The sequence below is a fragment of the Bradyrhizobium sp. SZCCHNRI3052 genome (genome assembly GCF_032484895.1).
In the GTDB taxonomy this organism is placed as follows: Bacteria; Pseudomonadota; Alphaproteobacteria; order Rhizobiales; family Xanthobacteraceae; genus Bradyrhizobium.
In genome coordinates, this window is record NZ_JAUETW010000002.1 from 931,140 (window position 1) to 947,809 (window position 16,670).

Sequence of the window (16,670 nt, forward strand, 5' to 3'; positions counted from 1 at the left end):
TTCGTCGGGGATTAGGCGATGCGTCGACGGATCGTGCGGCCATCGATCGTTTGGGCCGTCACGTACTCAGCTTCGCGGGGTGCTGGGGCCGGAGGATCGAAGCGGCTTTCGAGCATGTCGCGGATGGTGAAGTCCGGACGTGGCATGGTGAGTCGGCTGATCGGGATCTGTTCATACTCATCGACCCAGACATTCAATCCGCCATACGGCCTGCGAGCGTATTCACGTTGAGTGCGCTCCTTCTCCCGCCGTACCCAATGGCGGGAGACCGTCTTGCCGTTGTGCTCGACGAGATCGGACTTTTTGCAAGGCAAATTTGACACCTCGCAAATCGCGCCGTTCTCCTCGAACCACTTCTTGGAGACGTACATGTCGTTGCCGTAGCGACCGCCATCTGGGATGACGACCTTGTATTTCGCCTCGTCAGGCCACAGCTCCTGTGTGCCTTCGCACCTGAAGGCGTAATGTTCGATCGCTCCAGCCGACCATTGCTGCTCGACGCCGTAGACGTGCTTGAAGGACCGCTTGCTGAAGTAGCGAAGCATCTTCGGGCACCAGCGCTGGATCTCTGCGTAGCCGTTCGTCCCACCGCTCTTGACGATGTCTGGATGATCGGCCGCGTCGATAGGCGGCTCCTTGTCCGCTGTGATCCAGTGATCTCCCGCATCGATGCAGACCTTGAGGTCGTCGAAGTAGGGCATCACCGCGTAATTTTCGTCGTTACGCAGGAACACCTTGAGCATCCTGGCGCCGACGAAGGTGGGGCCGTTGCCATCGGCGGAGTGATCGTCGCGCGGCGTCTCGAAGCCATCTGCTTGAAGAGCAGACTCCAGACGCTGCACGTCGCCGTAGCAGCGGCCATAGACCTTCTTCTCCGGCCAGCACACTGCACGAGACTGGATGCTGCCACGGCTATTCACCGTGTAAGCAACCGCCAGGTCGCCGCCCCCGTACACCGAGACCGGACGGACCGGGGTTGAGAACGAGTGGTCGCCGTCCATGCACGAGGAGGGGCCATTCGCGTACACGTGGGCGATATCTGCGGGAGAGAAGGCGAAATGGATCTCGCCGCTGGGGTCGATCGCCGCGATCAGCTTGCGCCGCTGGTCGTCGGGGATCTTGCTGTCGCCGATATCGAAGTACCGGCTGATGTACCGGCCAGGGGTGATCGAGGTGAACTTGTCGAGGATCGCGTCCTCTTCGGTTGCGACGAAGGTGATCATGGTGGGTGCGCCCACCAGCTGGATATGGGCGAAGTGGTCCGCGATCGGCGGAAGGTTCCATTTCGCCGGCAGTGCCTTGAGAATGCCGCGCTCGATGCCATCAGCGAGGCGCTTGCGATGGCGTTCGCGCCAATCTCCAGCCTGGCTCATGCGCCGAGGCTGCACACGGACGCCAAGGTAGTCGCCGACGCGCTTGGCCTCCTTGGCGGCTTCACTCCCCTTCTCGTAGGGACCGTATTCCGGCAGCGGCACATCGGTGCAGACGCCGGGCTGGTTCGGATCCGGCTCAAGCCGGACGAGGTAGAAGGACATGCATTTCTCCGGTGTGCATGCGAATTGCATTCAAGCAAACGAGCTGACACACGTCTGCCGGCGAGGAGTCCTCTCCCGTTCGCTTTTTGCATTCAAGCAAACAAAAGAGCAAGCGAAAAGTTTGGGCGCTTGAGCGCCTCTTGTGGTCTATCCCTTGATCGGTAGCGAATAGTGGTCACGGGCAACGTCTCCTGGGTGCGGGATTTGGAGTTGTCGTTGTCCGATCCGGTCTGTCCCGTGAACGAAAAAGGCGGACCCGCCGAACGAGACCGCCTGTCCTGTTGTGACGCATACTCTGTTCTTTCTACTCTTCTCCGCCCGTCCTAGAAGAGTTCTCACTGTTGCCTATGTCCCTTCGTTACCGCGCTTTTCAGTCACCGGCCGCCCCGAGATCGCGGCCGGCTTGCGTCCATTGTTCCCTCCTCTATTCGTCTTTCCAGTTGATGACCAATTCACCGCCGAAGAAGTCGACGGCCTTGGCGATGTGCTTCATCACCGGGAGTCGGCGCCTGGCCTTCGACCCCAGGCAATGACTCGAGAAATACGCCCCTGTCTTTAGCTGCGATCGAGGTCTCGGACTGCGATGCCATCCTCCTCGCAGCGACGCCGGATCGCATCAACGAGCGCGTTGCCGGTCGTCGCATACTTCGAAACCTCGCTCTTAAACCTGATGCCGAGGGTTTCGGCTCGCGTGCGGACTGATCCTTCACCGCGCCCCATCAACCGCGCCACCTCGATCGCGCCCTTGGTCTTCGCGTGCTCGATCAGCTGCCGATCGTCGGATGGGTACCAGTTCTTGTACTCGCGAATGGCGGCGAGCCCGAGATCATCTCGCTTCCGTCTGATCGCCTGTTCCGATCTGCCGGGAAGCTTCTTCTTCAGTTCCTTGACCGGCGTCTGCGGATTGTCCCGCAGGATCTGCTGCTCGCGGTCAGACCAGTATTTCAGCTTCATGGTGGTCTCCACGGCGAACGAAGCGCCTCACGGCCCGACGTTCGCGTCCTCGTTTGCTCTTCGAGAATGGTTCGGGATGGCGCTTCCAGGTGCGCTCTTCGAGCAGGAAGCGGAACGCAGCCCCAATGGCGCGCTGCGCCGGATCGCCCTTATCGCAGGGGTGCCGCCATCGGCGACGACGCAGAAACATCGCGATGCTCCTTCAATCGACAGACGAGCTGGGTTTCATCCTTCCCGTATTTGCCGGTCGCGATTTGCTGATGCAGCTCCAGCGGCTTTGGGCATCCGATCTGCCAGTTGCCGCATTGCTCGCATGTGCCACCGCGTCCGCACGGGTATTGAGCTGTGACCTGGGTGCATGTCAGGCGCGGCTTGGGAATGCCGTTATCGCCGTCGTCGCAGCCGGCGAGCAGCAGAGCTGCCATGAGGATGGCGCGCTTCATGCCGCCACCTTGTTCTCGTGCCGGTAGAACTGCGGCTTCGGCGCCTCGTACCAGAACATGACGCGAGGCGGTTCCTCGAAGGCGACCACGACGGTCGGATCGGAGTCCGTGTAGCGCCGGGCTGCCTTGCGCAGCGTTCGGCCGCTCTCACGTGCGGTGTCGACGATCAGCAGCTTGAAGCCTGCCGGACAGCGGGCTCCGTACGGAATATACGGGATGTGCAGGATATGCGAGGCATAGACGGCGGCGACAGCGCCGGATCGCCCGGGGCCGGTGACGGCATTCACCTGGAAAAGATCGGTGCTCGACAGCACCTCGCGAAGGCGAGCGGCGAAGGTCGGCTCATCGATGACTCGGACTGGCTCTTTCATGCTACGGCCTTGTTGTTGATGGTCGAAGAAAATGGGTGGGGTGCCCGCCCTCCGTAGAGAGCGGGCAGGTCGCATCACCAGTTGCGGCTGATGTTCTTGTTCAGCGCCCAGTAGGGGTTCTCGGCATCCGCCTGGATGTAGAGCTGCTTGTGTGCCGGGTAGTGGCGGGTCTTGAGGATGGTGCAGGTGCGCGAACCGCGGTTCTTGCGATACGCACGCACCTTGTCGCCGGTCTTCAGCGTCATGCCGGCGACGTACTTCGGACCGGCATCGACTGCCTCGCCCTCGTCCTCCTCGTCGTCATCGGACGTGGCGGCGACCTGGACCGGCGGGATCTCCTGCTTGAGGGCAGGGATCGTGACCGGCAGGACTGCGAAGACATCGCTTTCGTTGCGTGCCACGTCGAACGCCGCCTGCTCGGTGTCATACAGCTCGGCGCCGAGCGAGAATTCGCGACGGTCCTTGAAGATGATCACGAACTTGAGCTGCTCGACCGCGGGGCCGACGTTCTCGACGCTCAGGTCGCCGTTGAGGCTGTTGCCATCGGTGTCGAACTGAGTGACAACCTCCTCGCTGCCGTCGTTCGAGACGACGACCACCGGATAGTTGTTGCCGGCCAGGACGGCCAGGACGCGGGCGTTGCTGTGTCGATCGTCGTCGTCGTTGGAGTCGAACACCTCGAACGGCTTGTTGAAGTCGACGACACCGACCGGATAATTTGTCTCCGGAGCAGTTGCCGGCGACGTCGTGGTGACGACGGCGGTTTCGTTCACGAGCGCGGAAGCGGACTCGGAAACGTCGAAGGTGGCCTCGCCCATGGTGGGGTCCATTCAGTCTCTCCTTGGTGGTGGTTGGTGCGTGCCGTGCATTCCCACCCCCGTCAGAGGGCGGCGCGCTTTGCTCAACGGGGGTGTTGGTTAGGAGCAGCTGTAGTGGCTGCACTGATACAGTCGGCCGTGGTTGTCCCTCAGGATTCCGTTTTCAGGATCCTCGGAGAAGGCCTCGACATCGTAGTCGCGGATCTCGACCGACATGCCGAGCTTCATCTGCGCCACATGTGCGTTTCCGCCGAGCACGATTACGACCACGTCAGGGCCGACGTTGACGATGTCCCACATGGACTGCTCTTCACCGCCGCGGTAACACTTCGGATACCGGCCGTCCTCCTCACGGAAGGCGAGGCGCTCGACGCCATCGCAATCAACAGCAAACAACAGTGGTCCGCAGCCCGGGCCATTCCAGAAGCCACGGCCGATGAACCGGGCAGGGCGCCCCTCCCGGGTCTGCATGGGCTTACTGAAGTCAAGCATCTTCGACCTCGAAGGACTGATCGATACCGCAGGCCTGCGGCCAATTCGGCTCGCCCGTGGACAGGAAATTGTCGATCGCCGCCAGGGCCGCGCCGGGCGTGATGTAGTCGTAGGTCATGCCGTTGAGGTCATCGAGCGGCGGATAGAACAGGAATTGAAGGCGATAGCTGCGATCGTCCTTGACGTATCGGGCTCCGCTCTTGCTCTCGGTGGCGCCATCTCGCTTCATGACAGCCCACATCCAGCCGCCGATGCAGGCGGTCGTCCCGCACTCGCGTTTGTCGAACAGGCACTCCATGTTGAAGCCGTTCTGCTGGCCGAAATTCATCTCGTGGTCGTGGTGGAAAGCGCCGTTGGCGAACAGCTCACGGACTTCGAGCAACGCCTTGTGTTCCGCTGGCATGATCTGAAGGGCGTCAGCGGAAAGCACTGGTCTTCTATCGGTCATCTATCCCTCCTGAGTGGGTGCGATCTGGGTAATTTGCATTTGCGCGCGACGCAACAGCAAATTTGCATTCAAGCAAAGAATCGTATATAGGTCCGGAATGGACTTAAATGCGATTGATTTGGCATCTCTGCAAAATCGGTTCGAGCGCTGGTACCTACCAGAGCCGAATTGTGGCTGCTTTCTGTGGTTCGGAGCCTCGAACAAGGCTGGCTACGGCGTGATCTGGAGCGGCCTGTTCGGCCCGACGCGGGCGCCTCTGATGATGAAGGCGCACAGAGCAGCGTTTCTTCTGACTCACGGTCCTGGCAGCCTGCCTCCTGGCGTCTTTGTTTGCCATCGCTGCGATATGCCGGCTTGCGTCAATCCTGATCACCTTTTCGCCGGGACTCCGAAGGAAAACAGCGAAGATGCTGTTCGCAAGGGGCGTGTGCGATTTGGAGAATCGCATCCCTCAGCAAAACTGTCTGCCGACCAGGTGAGGGAGATCTCAGGGTTAGAGGGCAGATCAGATCGCGAGATCGCCGAATCGCTGAGTCTCTCCTCGCACACGGTAAATCGCATCAGGACAGGACTCTCGTGGAAGAGGGTTACGGGTCTGGAAAAGCGAAACCGAAGGAAGAAGCTGACAGATGAGCAGGTTCAGATCATCCGATCGTCTGATCTGTCAGGAAAATCTCTCGCGCAGATGTTCGACGTTAGTGAGAGCACTGTTTCTCTGATCCGCAATGGTCTCCGGCGGAGTGCTGCCTAGTGGCGAAATCTGAAATCGTAAACGGCCTGCCCTGGTTCGCGACGAAGCAGGAACGCGAGATCTTCACGAAGCTGGGCTTCTGCTCCGTCTACGCGATTGGGCCTTATGGCGGCCGGCCGCTACGGATCGGCGTCTCAGCGAACCTGCAGAGCAGCTTGAAGACCATGCAGCTCGGCTGCTGGAAGGACCTTCAGGTTCACCACATCATCTGGGTCGATGGTGAGCTGCTCGCAAACCGGATCGCGGGCGATGTGTGCAGCGTGTTCGACAAGGGGAACCGGCGCCTCGCCGGCAGCTGGTTCGACGTGACCGCGGAGTTCGCCGTGCAGGCCATGCGTCTCGCCACAGACAAGTCCCGGATCAGATTCATGTCGCATGGCGAGATGTTGGAGCACGTGCGGTCGGTGCGAAAGCGAAAGATCGAGGAGACGATCCAGCGGGCTTAGCAGCTCGGCATTGCAAATCAGTCCGAGATCGGCATTCTCGGGCTGAACGTCCAGCTAAGCTCGGTCGCCCCCTTATGCTGGGCTATGTTGAGCTGCAACACGCCTCCAGGCCCACTGCACTGTTCGCACTCGAATTTGACGAACATGCCGTGGCGCCGTGAGCTGGGGTTATCTGCACCCGGGTCAATGCTGGTCGTAGTGGAAGCGCCATCAACGACGATCTTGACGACGGACGCGGCATCTTCCCCGCGCTCGAAAAAGACTGCGCCCGTATGATGAAGATACTCGCTACCGCAGCGCGGGCAAATCAAGTCCATTACCGAACCACGATCCATCAGCTTGATATGTTTCGACTTTTGCAATGCAACCTCCAGGCTAGATGAAACGTAGCACGCTGCCGCGATGCGGGAGCGGATTTCCAACAGGCGAAGGTGGGACCTCACTCGTCGAAGTCAACCCCCGCGTGGATTCCGATCGCATATCCGAGCGTCCACGCCTTTCCGCTTCGCCTAAACCGGCCTTCAAAATATTGTTCGACCTCTGGCTGGACTACGCTCATCCAGTCTCCGACTGAGCCTACCTTCCGAAGCAATTCAGATGAATCAATAGGCGATTGATGCATCGTCGCTCGCAGCTCTTCAAATTCGGTGAAAAGCTCTTCAAAATGTCGGCGCCTCTGCCATCCGAGTTCGCGCGCCATCGATCTGGCGGAATCAATCCAGCCCTGGGATGCAATCTTATCAATGCCCCATCGCACGCCTTCAATCATAGACTCTCGCTTTTCTATTCCGTATTTTCTCGCTTCCGTGTCGTTGTCCATCTCTTCGAGAATGCGCCAAATCCTGCCGAGACCCTCAGCTTTTGCATCTATATCCAGAGCTAAGATGTCTTCGACTTCCACGCGGCTAGCGGTTGCTCTCCTTTCCTCAGTGGCAATCTGTACCTGCACCGCGCTCCAGGCCAGCCAGCCAGCAAAGATCGCCGCATCGGCCGCCAGCAATCCACCGGACAAGCTTTCGTAGCTTCCGATCGCGCAGCCGATCACCTTGACGATGACAACTCCGCAGGAGTGCGGCCCCCATGCCACCGCCGATGCGAGCGTCAGCCCCGAGACGGCGATCAGTCCGGCGGCGAGCAGCAGTCCCTGCCTTAATCTGCTCATACGAACGTTTTCGGATTTGCTCGGTGGCTCGGTTATGAATTTAGAACGCATAGGATCTAAGGTGCGCCTTCACAGGAGAGAGTTCCGGAGCGTAGGGCAACACCAACGGCCCTGCCGGGTGACATGCCCCGCCGAACGTTGCCGCTCCCATTCGCCGTAGGTTGCGACAAGTTCACTATGCCGGGAGTGCTATGGCTATGCAACAGCCAGAATCGGAAAGACCCCTCCTCAGCGCTTGATCTTACAGCGTCAGGCCGCTCCAATCAGGACGCGGGCTCTAGATGGAATTGCACCGCCTCGACCTCGTCCATGGCGGCCCGCCAGAGCGGATAGCAGAGCATCCTGGCGTTGACGAGCGCCGGGATCAGCTCAGCCTTCTCCGGGATGTAGGTCTCACGAGCGAACCTTGGGTCGTGCTCGGCGATGTCTCTGGTGTTGCTGATGGTGTCCGCGCACTTGATCATCTGGCCGAAAGCCGAGGCGCCAGCCAGGTATTGCCGATCGAGCCGCTTACGCATCGGGCGCTTGCCGTGCTCGGGACGGCTGACATCCGTCACTTCCAGCACCAGTTCGGCGATCGTGGTGTCGAACTCCGCAACCAGCTGCTCGTATGTGGTCGTGGTGTCTTCGAGCGTGTCATGCAGCCAGCCGGCGGCGACGACCTGTGGGTTCTGCGAATGGCGCAAAAGGATCCCGGCCACCTCTTCCAGATGGTGCCAGTACGGCACGCCGGTATACTTGCGGAGCTGCGCGCCGTGGGCGTGCTTGGCGAAGTCTCTGGCTTTCTGGATCCAGTGCAGGTCCATCAGGCGACCCTCTCATTGTCGTTGTTGGCGGGGTGAATGGCGGCCAGGTCCAGCGCCGGGACGCTGACGCTCAGGTCCATCGGCTCGGTCCAGCTGAGGTTCTGGAAGTCGCGATGCACATGGTTCTTCCGGAAGCGACAGATGGTGAATGTGCCGAAGGGCAGGCGGTACTCCGGACCTGTTACGAAGGCGAACATGAGCTTCTCCTGCTCCAAATTTGCATCGCAATTCGTGCAAACGCAACACAAAACAAACGCAACCCGGGAGGAGATTGCTCCCCTCCCGAAAGTCACGTTCAGCTGATCAGCGCGCCGATGCGCTGAAGATGTACCAGGTCGACGGATCGCTCTCGACGATGGTGCTCTTGGCGTAGGCCTTCTTCGAGAAGTTGTGCGACGGCCGGCTGTCGATCGAACCGGCGCCGATGCTCGGCCAGGTCTTGACGTCGCTCTCGACGATCGTGGACGGCGCCGTGTATTCGAGATGCAGGTTGCCGGTGCCGACCTGGCCGGTCGCCGAGTTGTAGACCGTATAGTCGCCGGCAGCGGCCGGGGACGACATCACGGACAGTGCAGCGAGCATGGTGGCAGCGGCAAGCAACGCGAACTTCTTGATCATGTAGCAGACTCCTTGTGATGAAGCCGGAGGTTGTCCGGCAGAGCAACGCATGTCGCTCCGTGCTGCGCTCCGTGATGAAGCGCAGGGCGGAAGGTCAGCGATGTCGGGGTGGATCGCAGGGATTGCATCGGGCGAGGGGCGACGTCCCCACGCACGCTTGTTGGCTACCGAGCCCAATTGGACTCGCCTGATCTTCGACGATCAGATTCACCCCTCGGCCGATGCAATCGCTTGCTAAGCGTCCTGGCGCTCCCGGAAGGAATCGAACCTTCCTTTCCGCCTTGAGAGGGCGGTGTCCTTGCCGATAGACGACGGGAGCTTGCTCAGGTCAGAAGCGGGAGACGAACGTCAGAGCACGAACGAGGGACGATCAACGAGGAACAAACCACAAGCAACGAGCGCTCATAAAACCGGACGAGTGACGAAGCTCCACACGATGGGGAGCGGGTTCAGCCGGGTAACGAGGAGCGTTGCGACCTCGGGGTGAGGGCGTTGTTTGCCAATGATGATCTTTCGATCGGTGTGCCTTCGGTAAGTCTCCCGCCCACTTGCGTCAGATGAGGCCTGTCTGCCGGAGCAGGTTTGCATCGCCTTCTGCGAGTTCCAGATGCACCGCGGCGTTCAGCCCGGCGCGATTATCTTCGATCGCTTCGAGCGACCGCTTGGCTTCGATGTAGCCCGCGGCGGCCTTGTCCCGCAGCTCGGGCAACACCACCGACACGTTCACAGCGCGGTTCACGCCATAGCTGCGCTCGGCGCTTTGCAGGGCGCTGAGGCTGAAAGCCAGCTCGGCCTTCAGCTGCTCCTCGGCCGGCGTGACACCAGCGGACGCCAGCTTCTTCAGGATCGCCATGACGCGGTTGTGGTGCGCCGCCTGGGCGAGGGCTGCCTCGACGCCTTGCTCGACGTTGGCCTTGGCGATCGCCTGGCGCAGGTTCGCCAGCACCAGGGAGAGCGCCATGTATTCGTCGATGCGCTGCGTCAGCGTCCGGACGCCGGGTCGGATCACCATTTCCGCCGGATCATCGACATTCTGCTGGATCAGCAGCGACAGGCTGACGTTGGTCGGCAGCTCGATCTTGGCGAGCATCGCCTCCAGCTCCTTACGGAGCTTCAACGCTCGCTTCAGTGAGATTTTCATTCCGTCCTCCGTTTGCGGCAGATTTGCATTCAAGCAAAGCAAAAGTCAAGAAAATTCACAGATCGTAGCTGCGCTCTCCGGCGATGTCGCGACAGATCGCCATCCGCTTCTCCTCGATCTCCTTTGGAGAATACTTGCTGGTCATCCACTCGATGGCGTCACCATAGCTGGCGCATTGCTGCGCATCTCGCTCCCCCTCGTAGCCGGCATTCTCGACCACGACATAGACCGTAGTCCTCGCCCTGGCGTCGACGATCTTGTTGAGCGCCATATCGAGCTGGTCCCGCAGGTTGCGGGCGTCGATTGTGCTAAGAACGCCGCAGAACTTGGTCGCGCCTTTCGGACCGTAGATCGACAGGATGATCCTGTCGTTCTCGGGATTGTCATAGCGCCAGCCGGAGCTGGTTCCGGAAGCGTGCTCACTCACTCCCATCTTCGTCCTCCTCTTCCTCGTCCTCGATGTAGGACTCGGCTGGAGCTTGATCGGGAAGGCTTCGCAGCAGCCTGATCAGTGTGCCGGCCTCTTCAGCTTCGCCTTCACGGTCGTTATCGGCGTCGCTATCCCGCTTCTGCTCCAGGGCTGCGATGATGTGGACAAGGTTGTCGCGCAGCAGCTTCTCGATGCCCTGCAGTCGGTCAACTTCTGCGATGGCCGCCGTCGCCTGCAGCTCGCAGTCATCGGTGTCCAGCGAAACGTTAAGCGCTCGGTTGAGGTCGTCCATGTAGTCAGGCGGGGTGTAGCTCACAGCTCGCTCCGTTCGCTGATGGTTGCACCAAAGGAATGAATGTCGCCCCATACATGCGGCGTGAGGGCGGCTGGTACGGGTTAGTCGGATGCGCGACCATCTCCATGAAGGCGATGTCGGCATCGGCGAGCCGGCGACGCGCCACTTCGTAGTGCTGCAGCTGTGTCAACGTCATTTGCATTTGCCTTCAAGCAAAGTCCAAGGCGCACCTCGGGCGGGAATGGGGTGCTTGGCCTGCTAGGTACTTGGGTCCAGACCAGGTCTGCTCGCGACTGAGACCCGCTTGCCTAACGATTCACCGCGAGACCGTTTCTCCGTGGATCCAAAGCCTGATCGTGCCGTCATCGGCAATGATGATGTCGGCTTCACCAGAGCTGATCGCGCCGATCGCCTTGCGCTGTGCTGGCGTCAGGCCTGGGACCGTGTCGGTGTCGATATCTTCAAGCGATTCCGACCTGCCATTGTGCGTCAGATACAGGTTGCGGTAGATGTGATCGGTGCCGCGAAGTAGTGCGTCGCTCATAGCTAATCCTCTCAGTCGTTCAGTCCGTGGTACTTGCTCAGATCATCCCACGATGCGTCCCACACCGAGCGGGCTGAGTTGCTCAGATCGGCGACGGTGACGCGGCTCACGCGGTTGGAATAGCAGATACGATTCCGGTAGAAGTCCCGCGCCTCGATGAACGAGGGGAACGGATGCTGGTCATGTGATCCGTTCGCGAAGTGGATCGTAACAGTGACGGTCGACATGGCTGCACCTTGAATTGCACCAGCGGAATTGGCTGGCCCGCCGCTGGTCGGGCTATGGGTCCGGTCGCTCCCGGCTTCACCGGTCATAAAACGTAGTTGCACTCAGTCAGGGTTTCAGAAAGGTTCGATTACTTCTTCATGGCCTACCTCCGTTGCTCTTGTGTGAGCGCGGCGATCATCCGGATCTGGCAGCTACCGGCATATACAGCCGGGCTCGCTTGCTATGGGGGAGGATGCCCGCGCTCGCAGAAGAGCAAGGTTGGCCGGTTATACCGCCGGCCTCGGTGTCGCGATCTCGGCTCGCGTAGCCTCTTCATGAGAGCGGTGCTGTCTCTCCGCTCAAACGTCCTGCGTGGTCATGGGTGCCGTCACAGCCAGGCGCACGGTTTCACGCGCCTTTAGCTCGGGCTCTGAGTGAGAACCGTTGCGGATCTCCCCATAAGATGGGCGTGCAGACCGCTTTACCGCACGCCGGGGACCTCACCAGTTGATGTCAGACGAGAGCACGTCTCGCTTGGCATCCTTCCAGCTGTGGTGAAGCTGGCCGGACTCGATGCCGATGATTCGGGCTTCCTTGCGCGTCACGAAGCGACCCGTGGACGTGAGGAAGCCGTCGATATCGTCGGGCTTGCCGACCCGGGGATCTGGATCGTTCGGGTCGATCGATTGCCGCAGCTCATAGTGCGAGCGCAGTCCGCCCTTCACCTCACCATCGCGCTTGATGGCGACGCACGCGAGCCGCTCCTTGCCGACCGTTGATTTGCCAGAACCGACGACGACGCACACCAGCTGTCCAGGCTTGAAGGACGGCGGCTCCAGACCATCATAGTCGGAAGCCTTGAGGCTCCCGACATATTCCGGATCGACATCCACCTGCATGTGGCCGAGTGGCAGTGAGAAGGGCAGGTTGGCCGCAGTGTCGTAGGCTGCCTGCGATTTGGCCGTGACGATCATGCCGGCTCTCCCAGATATTGGCGGATGCCCGCCTTGAGTTGCTCGTCTGTCGCGCCGTCCTCGATCAGTTTCTCGGCGTGAGCGTAGATGCGCGGGATCGCCGTCATCGAGAGAATCATGCCGGTAATGGCACGCTGGATGCGGTCGGCGTCGATCTTCTGCTGCCGTTTGGTTCGTTTCATGCGGACTCCTCCAATATGTGCTCATTGGTCTAGCTCCCGCAGCAGCTGCTCGTCAGCGGCCGTGAACTCCGGTTTCGGGACCTTGGCTCGTACCTGATCGATCGCAACCTTGGTAAGGCCGTTATCGTCGGCCACGACGTCTAGATCACGAATCAGCTCGGCATAGTTCCAGGCGTGATCGGCGGTCCAGTGAAACTCGTTGTCGTGAATCTGCTGCAGCTGCTTGAGCAGTTCGACGTGCTGGCCGAACCAGGACGGAATCTGGTCTCCGTAGTGCTTCACCAGTGCATGGACATCGGAGCCGTCCGAGGAACTCTCCGGATCATCCATATCCGGATCGTAGCTCTCATCCGGCAAGAAGTAGCCTGCCACGCAGACCCGGCCGTCATCTCTGCGGTAGACGCATTCGTAGCCAGCGCAATTGCGTGTGCTGGGGATCGCGGACGGCCCTTCGGACGTGGCAAAGAAGACACAGGCCTGATCGAAGACTTCCTGAGCGTTCGGCTCGTGATCGAAGATATGCGGCATGGCTGGCCTCAGTGGCTCGTGTTGCGATGGATGATCCGGCGAGCCTCGCGCTTGTCCGCGCATGAGAGGTGTTCGCCAGCGTGATAGCGGCGGACCAGCTCGGACTCATAGGCGGCGGAGCGAGCTTCGATCGTCGGACCGGGCGACAGGACTCGTTCGATCTCACGGAGGAGCTGGTTAGTCGTCGGCATCGTCATCCTCCTCGTCGATCTCTTGCTCGGAGTGGGCGATTTCCATTCCAGCGCTGGCAACCTCTTCAAGCTCTCCGGCAATGACGTCGTCGCCGAGCGCAATGGGCGGGGCTGCGAGCTTGTCGCGTGCCAGGGCAAAGAGACCCGCATCATCGATGTTGCCCTCGACGTCGAGGATCACGAGAACAGCATGCTTCATGTCAGCTCCTCGCAGCCTTGTAGCGCTCCAAGATCTCATCGAACTCGGCGCCGTTCGGGATGTCGTCGACTGCGGGATTGGGATGCGCGGGATCGCCGCACCACTCGCAGTAGTAGCCATCCTCATCGAGCACGGCGGTCCTGGCGCACACGGGACAGCTTGGTGGGGTGAAGCCGCACAGATCCTTCCAGAGCTTCTCGCTGGCCTCGGTCATGTCAGCTCCTTGCCGGCGATGCCGCCGGTCAACACGTGGGCTTCGCAGTTGGGGCAGACCTTGGCGTACGTTCGAAGCCACTTCAGCTTGAGCGTGGCGATGGTGGCCTCGGCCTCGGTCATGGTGGCGAACTGCCGGGCGTTGCTGCGCCAGCTGCTCCACAGCTCGGTCTCGCTCCATGGAGCGACCCGGCTTGTCAGGTAACGGACGTCGCGCTTGCCTGTGTGATCGGCAGCGATGCCGTTCCACGTCGCGACGACGAATGTCGCGGAATTGTTGACGCGATCGATCGTCTCTTGGCTCGGTGGCTTGAAGCCTTCGGGGAATCTCATGCGAACACCACGAACAGGAACGCGGCGAGCTTGGTGAAGCCGGCGCAGGTGGCGAGGATGCCGATCAGTGGACCGATGGTGACCGCGCCGACGAACGCCACGGTGAGCAGAAGGCCGAACAGCAGCTGCATTCGAGCCTGGTGGCAGCCCGGCGGCGGATTGCGTCGGATCATGTCAGCCTCGCCAGATGTAGAGGAAGGCGCCCAGGGCGGAGAGGATCATCCCGCCGGTGATGATGTATTCACCGATGTGTCCGTGCATGGTCAGGCTCCCGGTCAGCCTTCGGTGGAAAGGATGTACTGGATATCTTTGATCGCGCTCATGAGCGGATCTGTCGGCGCAGCCTCGGCGGCTTCGACGAGGCTTTTGGCGTGGACCAGGCCGAGGCCGGTGATCTCACGCAGCGCCTTGATGGCAGCGATCTTGTTGCTGCCGATCTGCCGCGACCGGCCTTTCTCGGCGTCGACGACGTAGCGGACCAATCTGGCGATGAAGTCTGTGTCGAGCGTGATCATGTCGAACCTCGTTGGCATGTGCATTTGCACGAAGACGAAAGCAAACGCAAGGGCGCATGTGTGCCCTCGGCATGGAACTTTGGATGGTGAGATGGCCAGGGCACGGATCGAACGTGCATGGTAGCCATCCGGCGTTTGCGACCCCAAAGCCCGTTACCGGGACGTGCCTTCACGCCTGGCCATCACACCATCCAAGGGGCAAGCCCTTGACTTTCCTTTGCATTTCTGATAGAAAATGCAAACGGAGTTGACTGGATTGGCACCAGATCAGGGGGCGGGAACAGCGAAAGTTCCGGTCCAGGAAATTGGTCGATTAATTCCCGAAAAACCCCGTCAGAAATTCCCGCGAGGGAATTTCGGCCTCATTTTCCGAAGGCCGCCTGAAGGTACTCGAACGCCATACGGACCAAGCCGGCCGAGGCGTTACCAGACCCCAGAAGGTAGGCTACCTCGTTCAGGGCGTAGCACTGTTCCAGGGTCTTCGATGGGGTAAAGCGAAGCTCCTGGTAGAGCTTCTGAAGCATGTCGAGCATGATTGGCTCCGTGCGTTAGAGTTGACGAAACATCCAAGAAACAGCCGAAAATCCAGGGGCCGCCCATTCGCGGGCCGCCGGACAAGCACACCCTCAAGAGAGAGCAGAGACAGGGGATGCAGAGGGGACAGGAGAGGGAGTAGAGGCAGGGAGACCAGGAGGGGGGAGGCTAATTGTGGAGCCTCAGGAGGTTGTCCTCGGTTAAACCGAGTCTGCTGATAGGCGGCTGGGAGTTTATGCCGCCGTGAGGCCGGTGCCAATTATACTGGTGCAGCCAGATGGGCAGTTGCGCGGCGCGCTGATCGGAAGTGGGATAGGTGTGTGCATAGGCCCACTCCCGGAGCGCTGTCTGGATAAAGCGCTCAGCCTTGCCATTGGTTCTGGGCGTGTAGGGCTTGGTGCGGATATGCTTGAGACCAATATCGCGGCAGGCCTTATCGAAATCGAAGCCGATATAGCAGCCACCGTTGTCGGTCATGACGCGGGTGACGGTAACGCCCAAGCTCTTGTAGTGAGCGACAGCGGCCTTGAGAAACGCAACAGCACTCTCGGCGGTCTGATCAGGCTTGAGCTGTGAAAAGGCGACACGGGAGTGGTCATCGATGCAGACATGCATGTACTCCCAGCCAAGTCCGCGACAATGACTATAGCCGTTCCGATTGCCGGTGACGCGATGGCCGCTTTGCGCGAAACGGCCGAGCTTTTTGATATCGATATGGATCATCTCGCCCGGCGCAGCGTGCTCATAGCGACGCACGGGTTCGATCGGCTCCAGATCACGGATTCGGTTCAACCCCAGTCGTCGCAGAACGCGGCTGACCGTGGCCGGCGACACCTTAACCTCAGCCGCAATCTGCTTGCCCGTGTGGCGCTGACGGCGCAAAGCCTCGATAGCGGTACATGTGGCAGCAGTGGTTTGGCCTGGCGATGAGTGCGGTCTGGAGGAGCGATCGAGCAATCCCTCGACACCTTCCTCGCGGAACCGCTTCACCCATTTGGCTACGGTCTTCGGCGTCGTATTGTACTGGTAAGCAGCTTCAGCATAGCTCAGCCCACCCTCAACGACACTCCGCACCATCGCCTCTCGACCTTTCGGTGTCATAGGCGCATTCTTGTGGACGTCCATCTGGTCTCTCCTTGGAACACTGAAGCTTCGCAACCTCAGCTTCCTCGGTTCAGACCGGATGGACAACCTCCTGGAAGACCACAGCTAATCACCCAATCGGACCCACCAGTCTCGACGGTCACCTAAAGCCGGCAAATCGATGCAAATCGCAGCCAGAGCGCCAGGTTCGTCGATCTCAACCTTCCCTCGCCATAAAAGACAAATTTGCATTTTCACGCCTCAACGCACCCTGGAAACACCAGATCTAGTGTGCTGAGGGGTCAAAATGGTCCCGAAACCGGGTCTGAGACCCCATTTTGGAGGTCTCAGACACCAGATGTTGTGTTCACCACCAAATTCCTCCGGTGGTCCAGCCGGCGATCGCGGCTGTGAGCATGATGATGGCGCTCCAGAACGGGTCGACGCGGTACGAGAA

The 16,670-nt window shown here is 60.3% G+C and carries 30 protein-coding genes and 1 tRNA gene; 2 read left to right on the plus strand and 29 right to left on the minus strand.

Going from position 1 to position 16,670, the window contains the following annotated elements:
* Positions 1-11: 11 nt before the first annotated feature.
* From QW887_RS09580 to QW887_RS09610, 7 genes are all read right to left on the minus strand, one after another.
* Positions 12-1,535, minus strand: coding sequence for a hypothetical protein (locus QW887_RS09580; RefSeq protein WP_315740050.1), 1,524 nt, complete (start codon positions 1,533-1,535; stop codon positions 12-14).
* Between the two features lie 555 nt (positions 1,536-2,090).
* The gene (locus tag QW887_RS09585) at positions 2,091-2,489 is read right to left on the minus strand and encodes a hypothetical protein (RefSeq protein WP_316194426.1); all 399 of its coding nucleotides are present in this window, start codon (positions 2,487-2,489) and stop codon (positions 2,091-2,093) included.
* Between the two features lie 149 nt (positions 2,490-2,638).
* The gene (locus QW887_RS09590; protein ID WP_315740052.1) at positions 2,639-2,932 is read right to left on the minus strand and encodes a hypothetical protein; all 294 of its coding nucleotides are present in this window, start codon (positions 2,930-2,932) and stop codon (positions 2,639-2,641) included.
* Positions 2,929-3,303, minus strand: a complete 375-nt coding sequence (locus tag QW887_RS09595) for a hypothetical protein (protein WP_315740053.1) — start codon at positions 3,301-3,303, stop codon at positions 2,929-2,931. Before QW887_RS09595 ends, QW887_RS09590 begins: the two co-directional genes overlap by 4 nt.
* Before the next feature lie 74 nt (positions 3,304-3,377).
* Entirely contained in the window at positions 3,378-4,133 is a 756-nt protein-coding gene (locus tag QW887_RS09600) for a hypothetical protein (RefSeq protein ID WP_315740054.1), read from the minus strand.
* A gap of 87 nt (positions 4,134-4,220) precedes the next feature.
* Positions 4,221-4,613 (minus strand): hypothetical protein, encoded by a 393-nt coding sequence (locus QW887_RS09605; RefSeq protein WP_315740055.1) that lies wholly within the window; start codon positions 4,611-4,613, stop codon positions 4,221-4,223.
* Positions 4,606-5,061 (minus strand): hypothetical protein, encoded by a 456-nt coding sequence (locus QW887_RS09610; RefSeq protein WP_316194427.1) that lies wholly within the window; start codon positions 5,059-5,061, stop codon positions 4,606-4,608. The genes QW887_RS09605 and QW887_RS09610 overlap by 8 nt, the downstream gene beginning before the upstream one ends.
* A gap of 97 nt (positions 5,062-5,158) precedes the next feature.
* On the opposite strand from QW887_RS09610, the gene QW887_RS09615 reads away from it, so the two are divergent.
* Together QW887_RS09615 and QW887_RS09620 are read left to right on the plus strand one after the other, a co-directional pair.
* Positions 5,159-5,812, plus strand: coding sequence for an HNH endonuclease signature motif containing protein (locus tag QW887_RS09615; RefSeq protein WP_316194428.1), 654 nt, complete (start codon positions 5,159-5,161; stop codon positions 5,810-5,812).
* Entirely contained in the window at positions 5,812-6,258 is a 447-nt protein-coding gene (locus tag QW887_RS09620; RefSeq protein ID WP_316194429.1) for a hypothetical protein, read from the plus strand. Before QW887_RS09615 ends, QW887_RS09620 begins: the two co-directional genes overlap by 1 nt.
* Positions 6,259-6,275: 17 nt before the next feature.
* Here the strand turns inward: QW887_RS09620 and QW887_RS09625 are convergent, their stop codons facing one another.
* From QW887_RS09625 to QW887_RS09730, 22 genes are all read right to left on the minus strand, one after another.
* Complete coding sequence (locus QW887_RS09625) at positions 6,276-6,620, minus strand: hypothetical protein (protein ID WP_316194430.1); 345 nt, start codon at positions 6,618-6,620, stop codon at positions 6,276-6,278.
* Between the two features lie 77 nt (positions 6,621-6,697).
* A complete protein-coding gene (locus QW887_RS09630; protein WP_316194431.1) occupies positions 6,698-7,420 on the minus strand; it encodes a hypothetical protein in 723 nt (240 codons plus the stop codon).
* Between the two features lie 263 nt (positions 7,421-7,683).
* The gene (locus QW887_RS09635) at positions 7,684-8,226 is read right to left on the minus strand and encodes an HD domain-containing protein (protein WP_316194432.1); all 543 of its coding nucleotides are present in this window, start codon (positions 8,224-8,226) and stop codon (positions 7,684-7,686) included.
* The gene (locus QW887_RS09640) at positions 8,226-8,423 is read right to left on the minus strand and encodes a hypothetical protein (RefSeq protein ID WP_315740063.1); all 198 of its coding nucleotides are present in this window, start codon (positions 8,421-8,423) and stop codon (positions 8,226-8,228) included. Before QW887_RS09640 ends, QW887_RS09635 begins: the two co-directional genes overlap by 1 nt.
* Before the next feature lie 106 nt (positions 8,424-8,529).
* On the minus strand, positions 8,530-8,844 hold the full coding sequence (locus tag QW887_RS09645; RefSeq protein WP_315740064.1) for a hypothetical protein: 315 nt from the start codon (positions 8,842-8,844) through the stop codon (positions 8,530-8,532).
* 244 nt (positions 8,845-9,088) lie between these two features.
* Positions 9,089-9,163, minus strand: a tRNA-Glu gene (locus tag QW887_RS09650).
* A gap of 234 nt (positions 9,164-9,397) precedes the next feature.
* Positions 9,398-9,985 (minus strand): hypothetical protein, encoded by a 588-nt coding sequence (locus QW887_RS09655; protein ID WP_315740065.1) that lies wholly within the window; start codon positions 9,983-9,985, stop codon positions 9,398-9,400.
* Between the two features lie 55 nt (positions 9,986-10,040).
* On the minus strand, positions 10,041-10,418 hold the full coding sequence (locus tag QW887_RS09660; protein WP_315740066.1) for a hypothetical protein: 378 nt from the start codon (positions 10,416-10,418) through the stop codon (positions 10,041-10,043).
* A complete protein-coding gene (locus QW887_RS09665) occupies positions 10,405-10,731 on the minus strand; it encodes a hypothetical protein (protein ID WP_315740067.1) in 327 nt (108 codons plus the stop codon). Before QW887_RS09665 ends, QW887_RS09660 begins: the two co-directional genes overlap by 14 nt.
* 295 nt (positions 10,732-11,026) lie before the next feature.
* Positions 11,027-11,254 (minus strand): hypothetical protein, encoded by a 228-nt coding sequence (locus QW887_RS09670; RefSeq protein ID WP_315740068.1) that lies wholly within the window; start codon positions 11,252-11,254, stop codon positions 11,027-11,029.
* Positions 11,255-11,265: 11 nt separating this feature from the next.
* Positions 11,266-11,481 (minus strand): hypothetical protein, encoded by a 216-nt coding sequence (locus QW887_RS09675; protein WP_315740069.1) that lies wholly within the window; start codon positions 11,479-11,481, stop codon positions 11,266-11,268.
* A gap of 480 nt (positions 11,482-11,961) precedes the next feature.
* Positions 11,962-12,435 (minus strand): hypothetical protein, encoded by a 474-nt coding sequence (locus tag QW887_RS09680; protein ID WP_315740070.1) that lies wholly within the window; start codon positions 12,433-12,435, stop codon positions 11,962-11,964.
* Entirely contained in the window at positions 12,432-12,617 is a 186-nt protein-coding gene (locus tag QW887_RS09685; protein WP_315740071.1) for a hypothetical protein, read from the minus strand. The genes QW887_RS09680 and QW887_RS09685 overlap by 4 nt, the downstream gene beginning before the upstream one ends.
* A gap of 21 nt (positions 12,618-12,638) precedes the next feature.
* Positions 12,639-13,145, minus strand: coding sequence for a hypothetical protein (locus QW887_RS09690; protein WP_316194433.1), 507 nt, complete (start codon positions 13,143-13,145; stop codon positions 12,639-12,641).
* Positions 13,146-13,153: 8 nt separating this feature from the next.
* Positions 13,154-13,336 carry a hypothetical protein gene (locus QW887_RS09695; protein WP_315740073.1) on the minus strand — a complete coding sequence of 61 codons (183 nt, stop codon included), beginning with the start codon at positions 13,334-13,336 and terminating at the stop codon, positions 13,154-13,156.
* Entirely contained in the window at positions 13,323-13,535 is a 213-nt protein-coding gene (locus QW887_RS09700) for a hypothetical protein (RefSeq protein WP_315740074.1), read from the minus strand. The genes QW887_RS09695 and QW887_RS09700 overlap by 14 nt, the downstream gene beginning before the upstream one ends.
* Position 13,536: 1 nt before the next feature.
* Entirely contained in the window at positions 13,537-13,749 is a 213-nt protein-coding gene (locus QW887_RS09705; RefSeq protein ID WP_315740075.1) for a hypothetical protein, read from the minus strand.
* Positions 13,746-14,081, minus strand: coding sequence for a hypothetical protein (locus tag QW887_RS09710; protein ID WP_315740076.1), 336 nt, complete (start codon positions 14,079-14,081; stop codon positions 13,746-13,748). The genes QW887_RS09705 and QW887_RS09710 overlap by 4 nt, the downstream gene beginning before the upstream one ends.
* Entirely contained in the window at positions 14,078-14,254 is a 177-nt protein-coding gene (locus tag QW887_RS09715) for a hypothetical protein (RefSeq protein WP_315740077.1), read from the minus strand. The genes QW887_RS09710 and QW887_RS09715 overlap by 4 nt, the downstream gene beginning before the upstream one ends.
* Positions 14,255-14,356: 102 nt before the next feature.
* A complete protein-coding gene (locus QW887_RS34890) occupies positions 14,357-14,596 on the minus strand; it encodes a ribosomal protein L7/L12 (RefSeq protein ID WP_409999104.1) in 240 nt (79 codons plus the stop codon).
* A 362-nt stretch (positions 14,597-14,958) separates the two neighbouring features.
* Positions 14,959-15,129: a hypothetical protein gene (locus QW887_RS09725; protein WP_315740078.1), complete on the minus strand. Its 171-nt coding sequence runs from the start codon at positions 15,127-15,129 to the stop codon at positions 14,959-14,961.
* A gap of 169 nt (positions 15,130-15,298) precedes the next feature.
* Positions 15,299-16,255: an IS481 family transposase gene (locus QW887_RS09730; protein ID WP_315740559.1), complete on the minus strand. Its 957-nt coding sequence runs from the start codon at positions 16,253-16,255 to the stop codon at positions 15,299-15,301.
* Between the last annotated feature and the right edge of the window lie 415 nt (positions 16,256-16,670).

What these genes read in the sequence shown, in the direction of transcription:
- QW887_RS09725 (WP_315740078.1), bottom strand. Translation starts at nt 15,129, where the DNA reads ATGCTCGACATGCTTCAGAAGCTCTACCAGGAGCTTCGCTTTACCCCA.
- QW887_RS34890 (WP_409999104.1), bottom strand. Translation starts at nt 14,596, where the DNA reads ATGATCACGCTCGACACAGACTTCATCGCCAGATTGGTCCGCTACGTC.
- QW887_RS09700 (WP_315740074.1), bottom strand. Translation starts at nt 13,535, where the DNA reads ATGAAGCATGCTGTTCTCGTGATCCTCGACGTCGAGGGCAACATCGAT.
- QW887_RS09580 (WP_315740050.1), bottom strand. Translation starts at nt 1,535, where the DNA reads ATGTCCTTCTACCTCGTCCGGCTTGAGCCGGATCCGAACCAGCCCGGC.
- QW887_RS09615 (WP_316194428.1), top strand. Translation starts at nt 5,159, where the DNA reads ATGGACTTAAATGCGATTGATTTGGCATCTCTGCAAAATCGGTTCGAG.
- QW887_RS09630 (WP_316194431.1), bottom strand. Translation starts at nt 7,420, where the DNA reads ATGAGCAGATTAAGGCAGGGACTGCTGCTCGCCGCCGGACTGATCGCC.
- QW887_RS09600 (WP_315740054.1), bottom strand. Translation starts at nt 4,133, where the DNA reads ATGGACCCCACCATGGGCGAGGCCACCTTCGACGTTTCCGAGTCCGCT.
- QW887_RS09585 (WP_316194426.1), bottom strand. Translation starts at nt 2,489, where the DNA reads ATGAAGCTGAAATACTGGTCTGACCGCGAGCAGCAGATCCTGCGGGAC.
- QW887_RS09685 (WP_315740071.1), bottom strand. Translation starts at nt 12,617, where the DNA reads ATGAAACGAACCAAACGGCAGCAGAAGATCGACGCCGACCGCATCCAG.
- QW887_RS09705 (WP_315740075.1), bottom strand. Translation starts at nt 13,749, where the DNA reads ATGACCGAGGCCAGCGAGAAGCTCTGGAAGGATCTGTGCGGCTTCACC.
- QW887_RS09635 (WP_316194432.1), bottom strand. Translation starts at nt 8,226, where the DNA reads ATGGACCTGCACTGGATCCAGAAAGCCAGAGACTTCGCCAAGCACGCC.
- QW887_RS09670 (WP_315740068.1), bottom strand. Translation starts at nt 11,254, where the DNA reads ATGAGCGACGCACTACTTCGCGGCACCGATCACATCTACCGCAACCTG.
- QW887_RS09675 (WP_315740069.1), bottom strand. Translation starts at nt 11,481, where the DNA reads ATGTCGACCGTCACTGTTACGATCCACTTCGCGAACGGATCACATGAC.
- QW887_RS09695 (WP_315740073.1), bottom strand. Translation starts at nt 13,336, where the DNA reads ATGCCGACGACTAACCAGCTCCTCCGTGAGATCGAACGAGTCCTGTCG.
- QW887_RS09690 (WP_316194433.1), bottom strand. Translation starts at nt 13,145, where the DNA reads ATGCCGCATATCTTCGATCACGAGCCGAACGCTCAGGAAGTCTTCGAT.
- QW887_RS09590 (WP_315740052.1), bottom strand. Translation starts at nt 2,932, where the DNA reads ATGAAGCGCGCCATCCTCATGGCAGCTCTGCTGCTCGCCGGCTGCGAC.
- QW887_RS09595 (WP_315740053.1), bottom strand. Translation starts at nt 3,303, where the DNA reads ATGAAAGAGCCAGTCCGAGTCATCGATGAGCCGACCTTCGCCGCTCGC.
- QW887_RS09645 (WP_315740064.1), bottom strand. Translation starts at nt 8,844, where the DNA reads ATGATCAAGAAGTTCGCGTTGCTTGCCGCTGCCACCATGCTCGCTGCA.
- QW887_RS09640 (WP_315740063.1), bottom strand. Translation starts at nt 8,423, where the DNA reads ATGTTCGCCTTCGTAACAGGTCCGGAGTACCGCCTGCCCTTCGGCACA.
- QW887_RS09680 (WP_315740070.1), bottom strand. Translation starts at nt 12,435, where the DNA reads ATGATCGTCACGGCCAAATCGCAGGCAGCCTACGACACTGCGGCCAAC.
- QW887_RS09710 (WP_315740076.1), bottom strand. Translation starts at nt 14,081, where the DNA reads ATGAGATTCCCCGAAGGCTTCAAGCCACCGAGCCAAGAGACGATCGAT.
- QW887_RS09655 (WP_315740065.1), bottom strand. Translation starts at nt 9,985, where the DNA reads ATGAAAATCTCACTGAAGCGAGCGTTGAAGCTCCGTAAGGAGCTGGAG.
- QW887_RS09610 (WP_316194427.1), bottom strand. Translation starts at nt 5,061, where the DNA reads ATGACCGATAGAAGACCAGTGCTTTCCGCTGACGCCCTTCAGATCATG.
- QW887_RS09730 (WP_315740559.1), bottom strand. Translation starts at nt 16,255, where the DNA reads ATGGACGTCCACAAGAATGCGCCTATGACACCGAAAGGTCGAGAGGCG.
- QW887_RS09715 (WP_315740077.1), bottom strand. Translation starts at nt 14,254, where the DNA reads ATGATCCGACGCAATCCGCCGCCGGGCTGCCACCAGGCTCGAATGCAG.
- QW887_RS09605 (WP_315740055.1), bottom strand. Translation starts at nt 4,613, where the DNA reads ATGCTTGACTTCAGTAAGCCCATGCAGACCCGGGAGGGGCGCCCTGCC.
- QW887_RS09660 (WP_315740066.1), bottom strand. Translation starts at nt 10,418, where the DNA reads ATGGGAGTGAGTGAGCACGCTTCCGGAACCAGCTCCGGCTGGCGCTAT.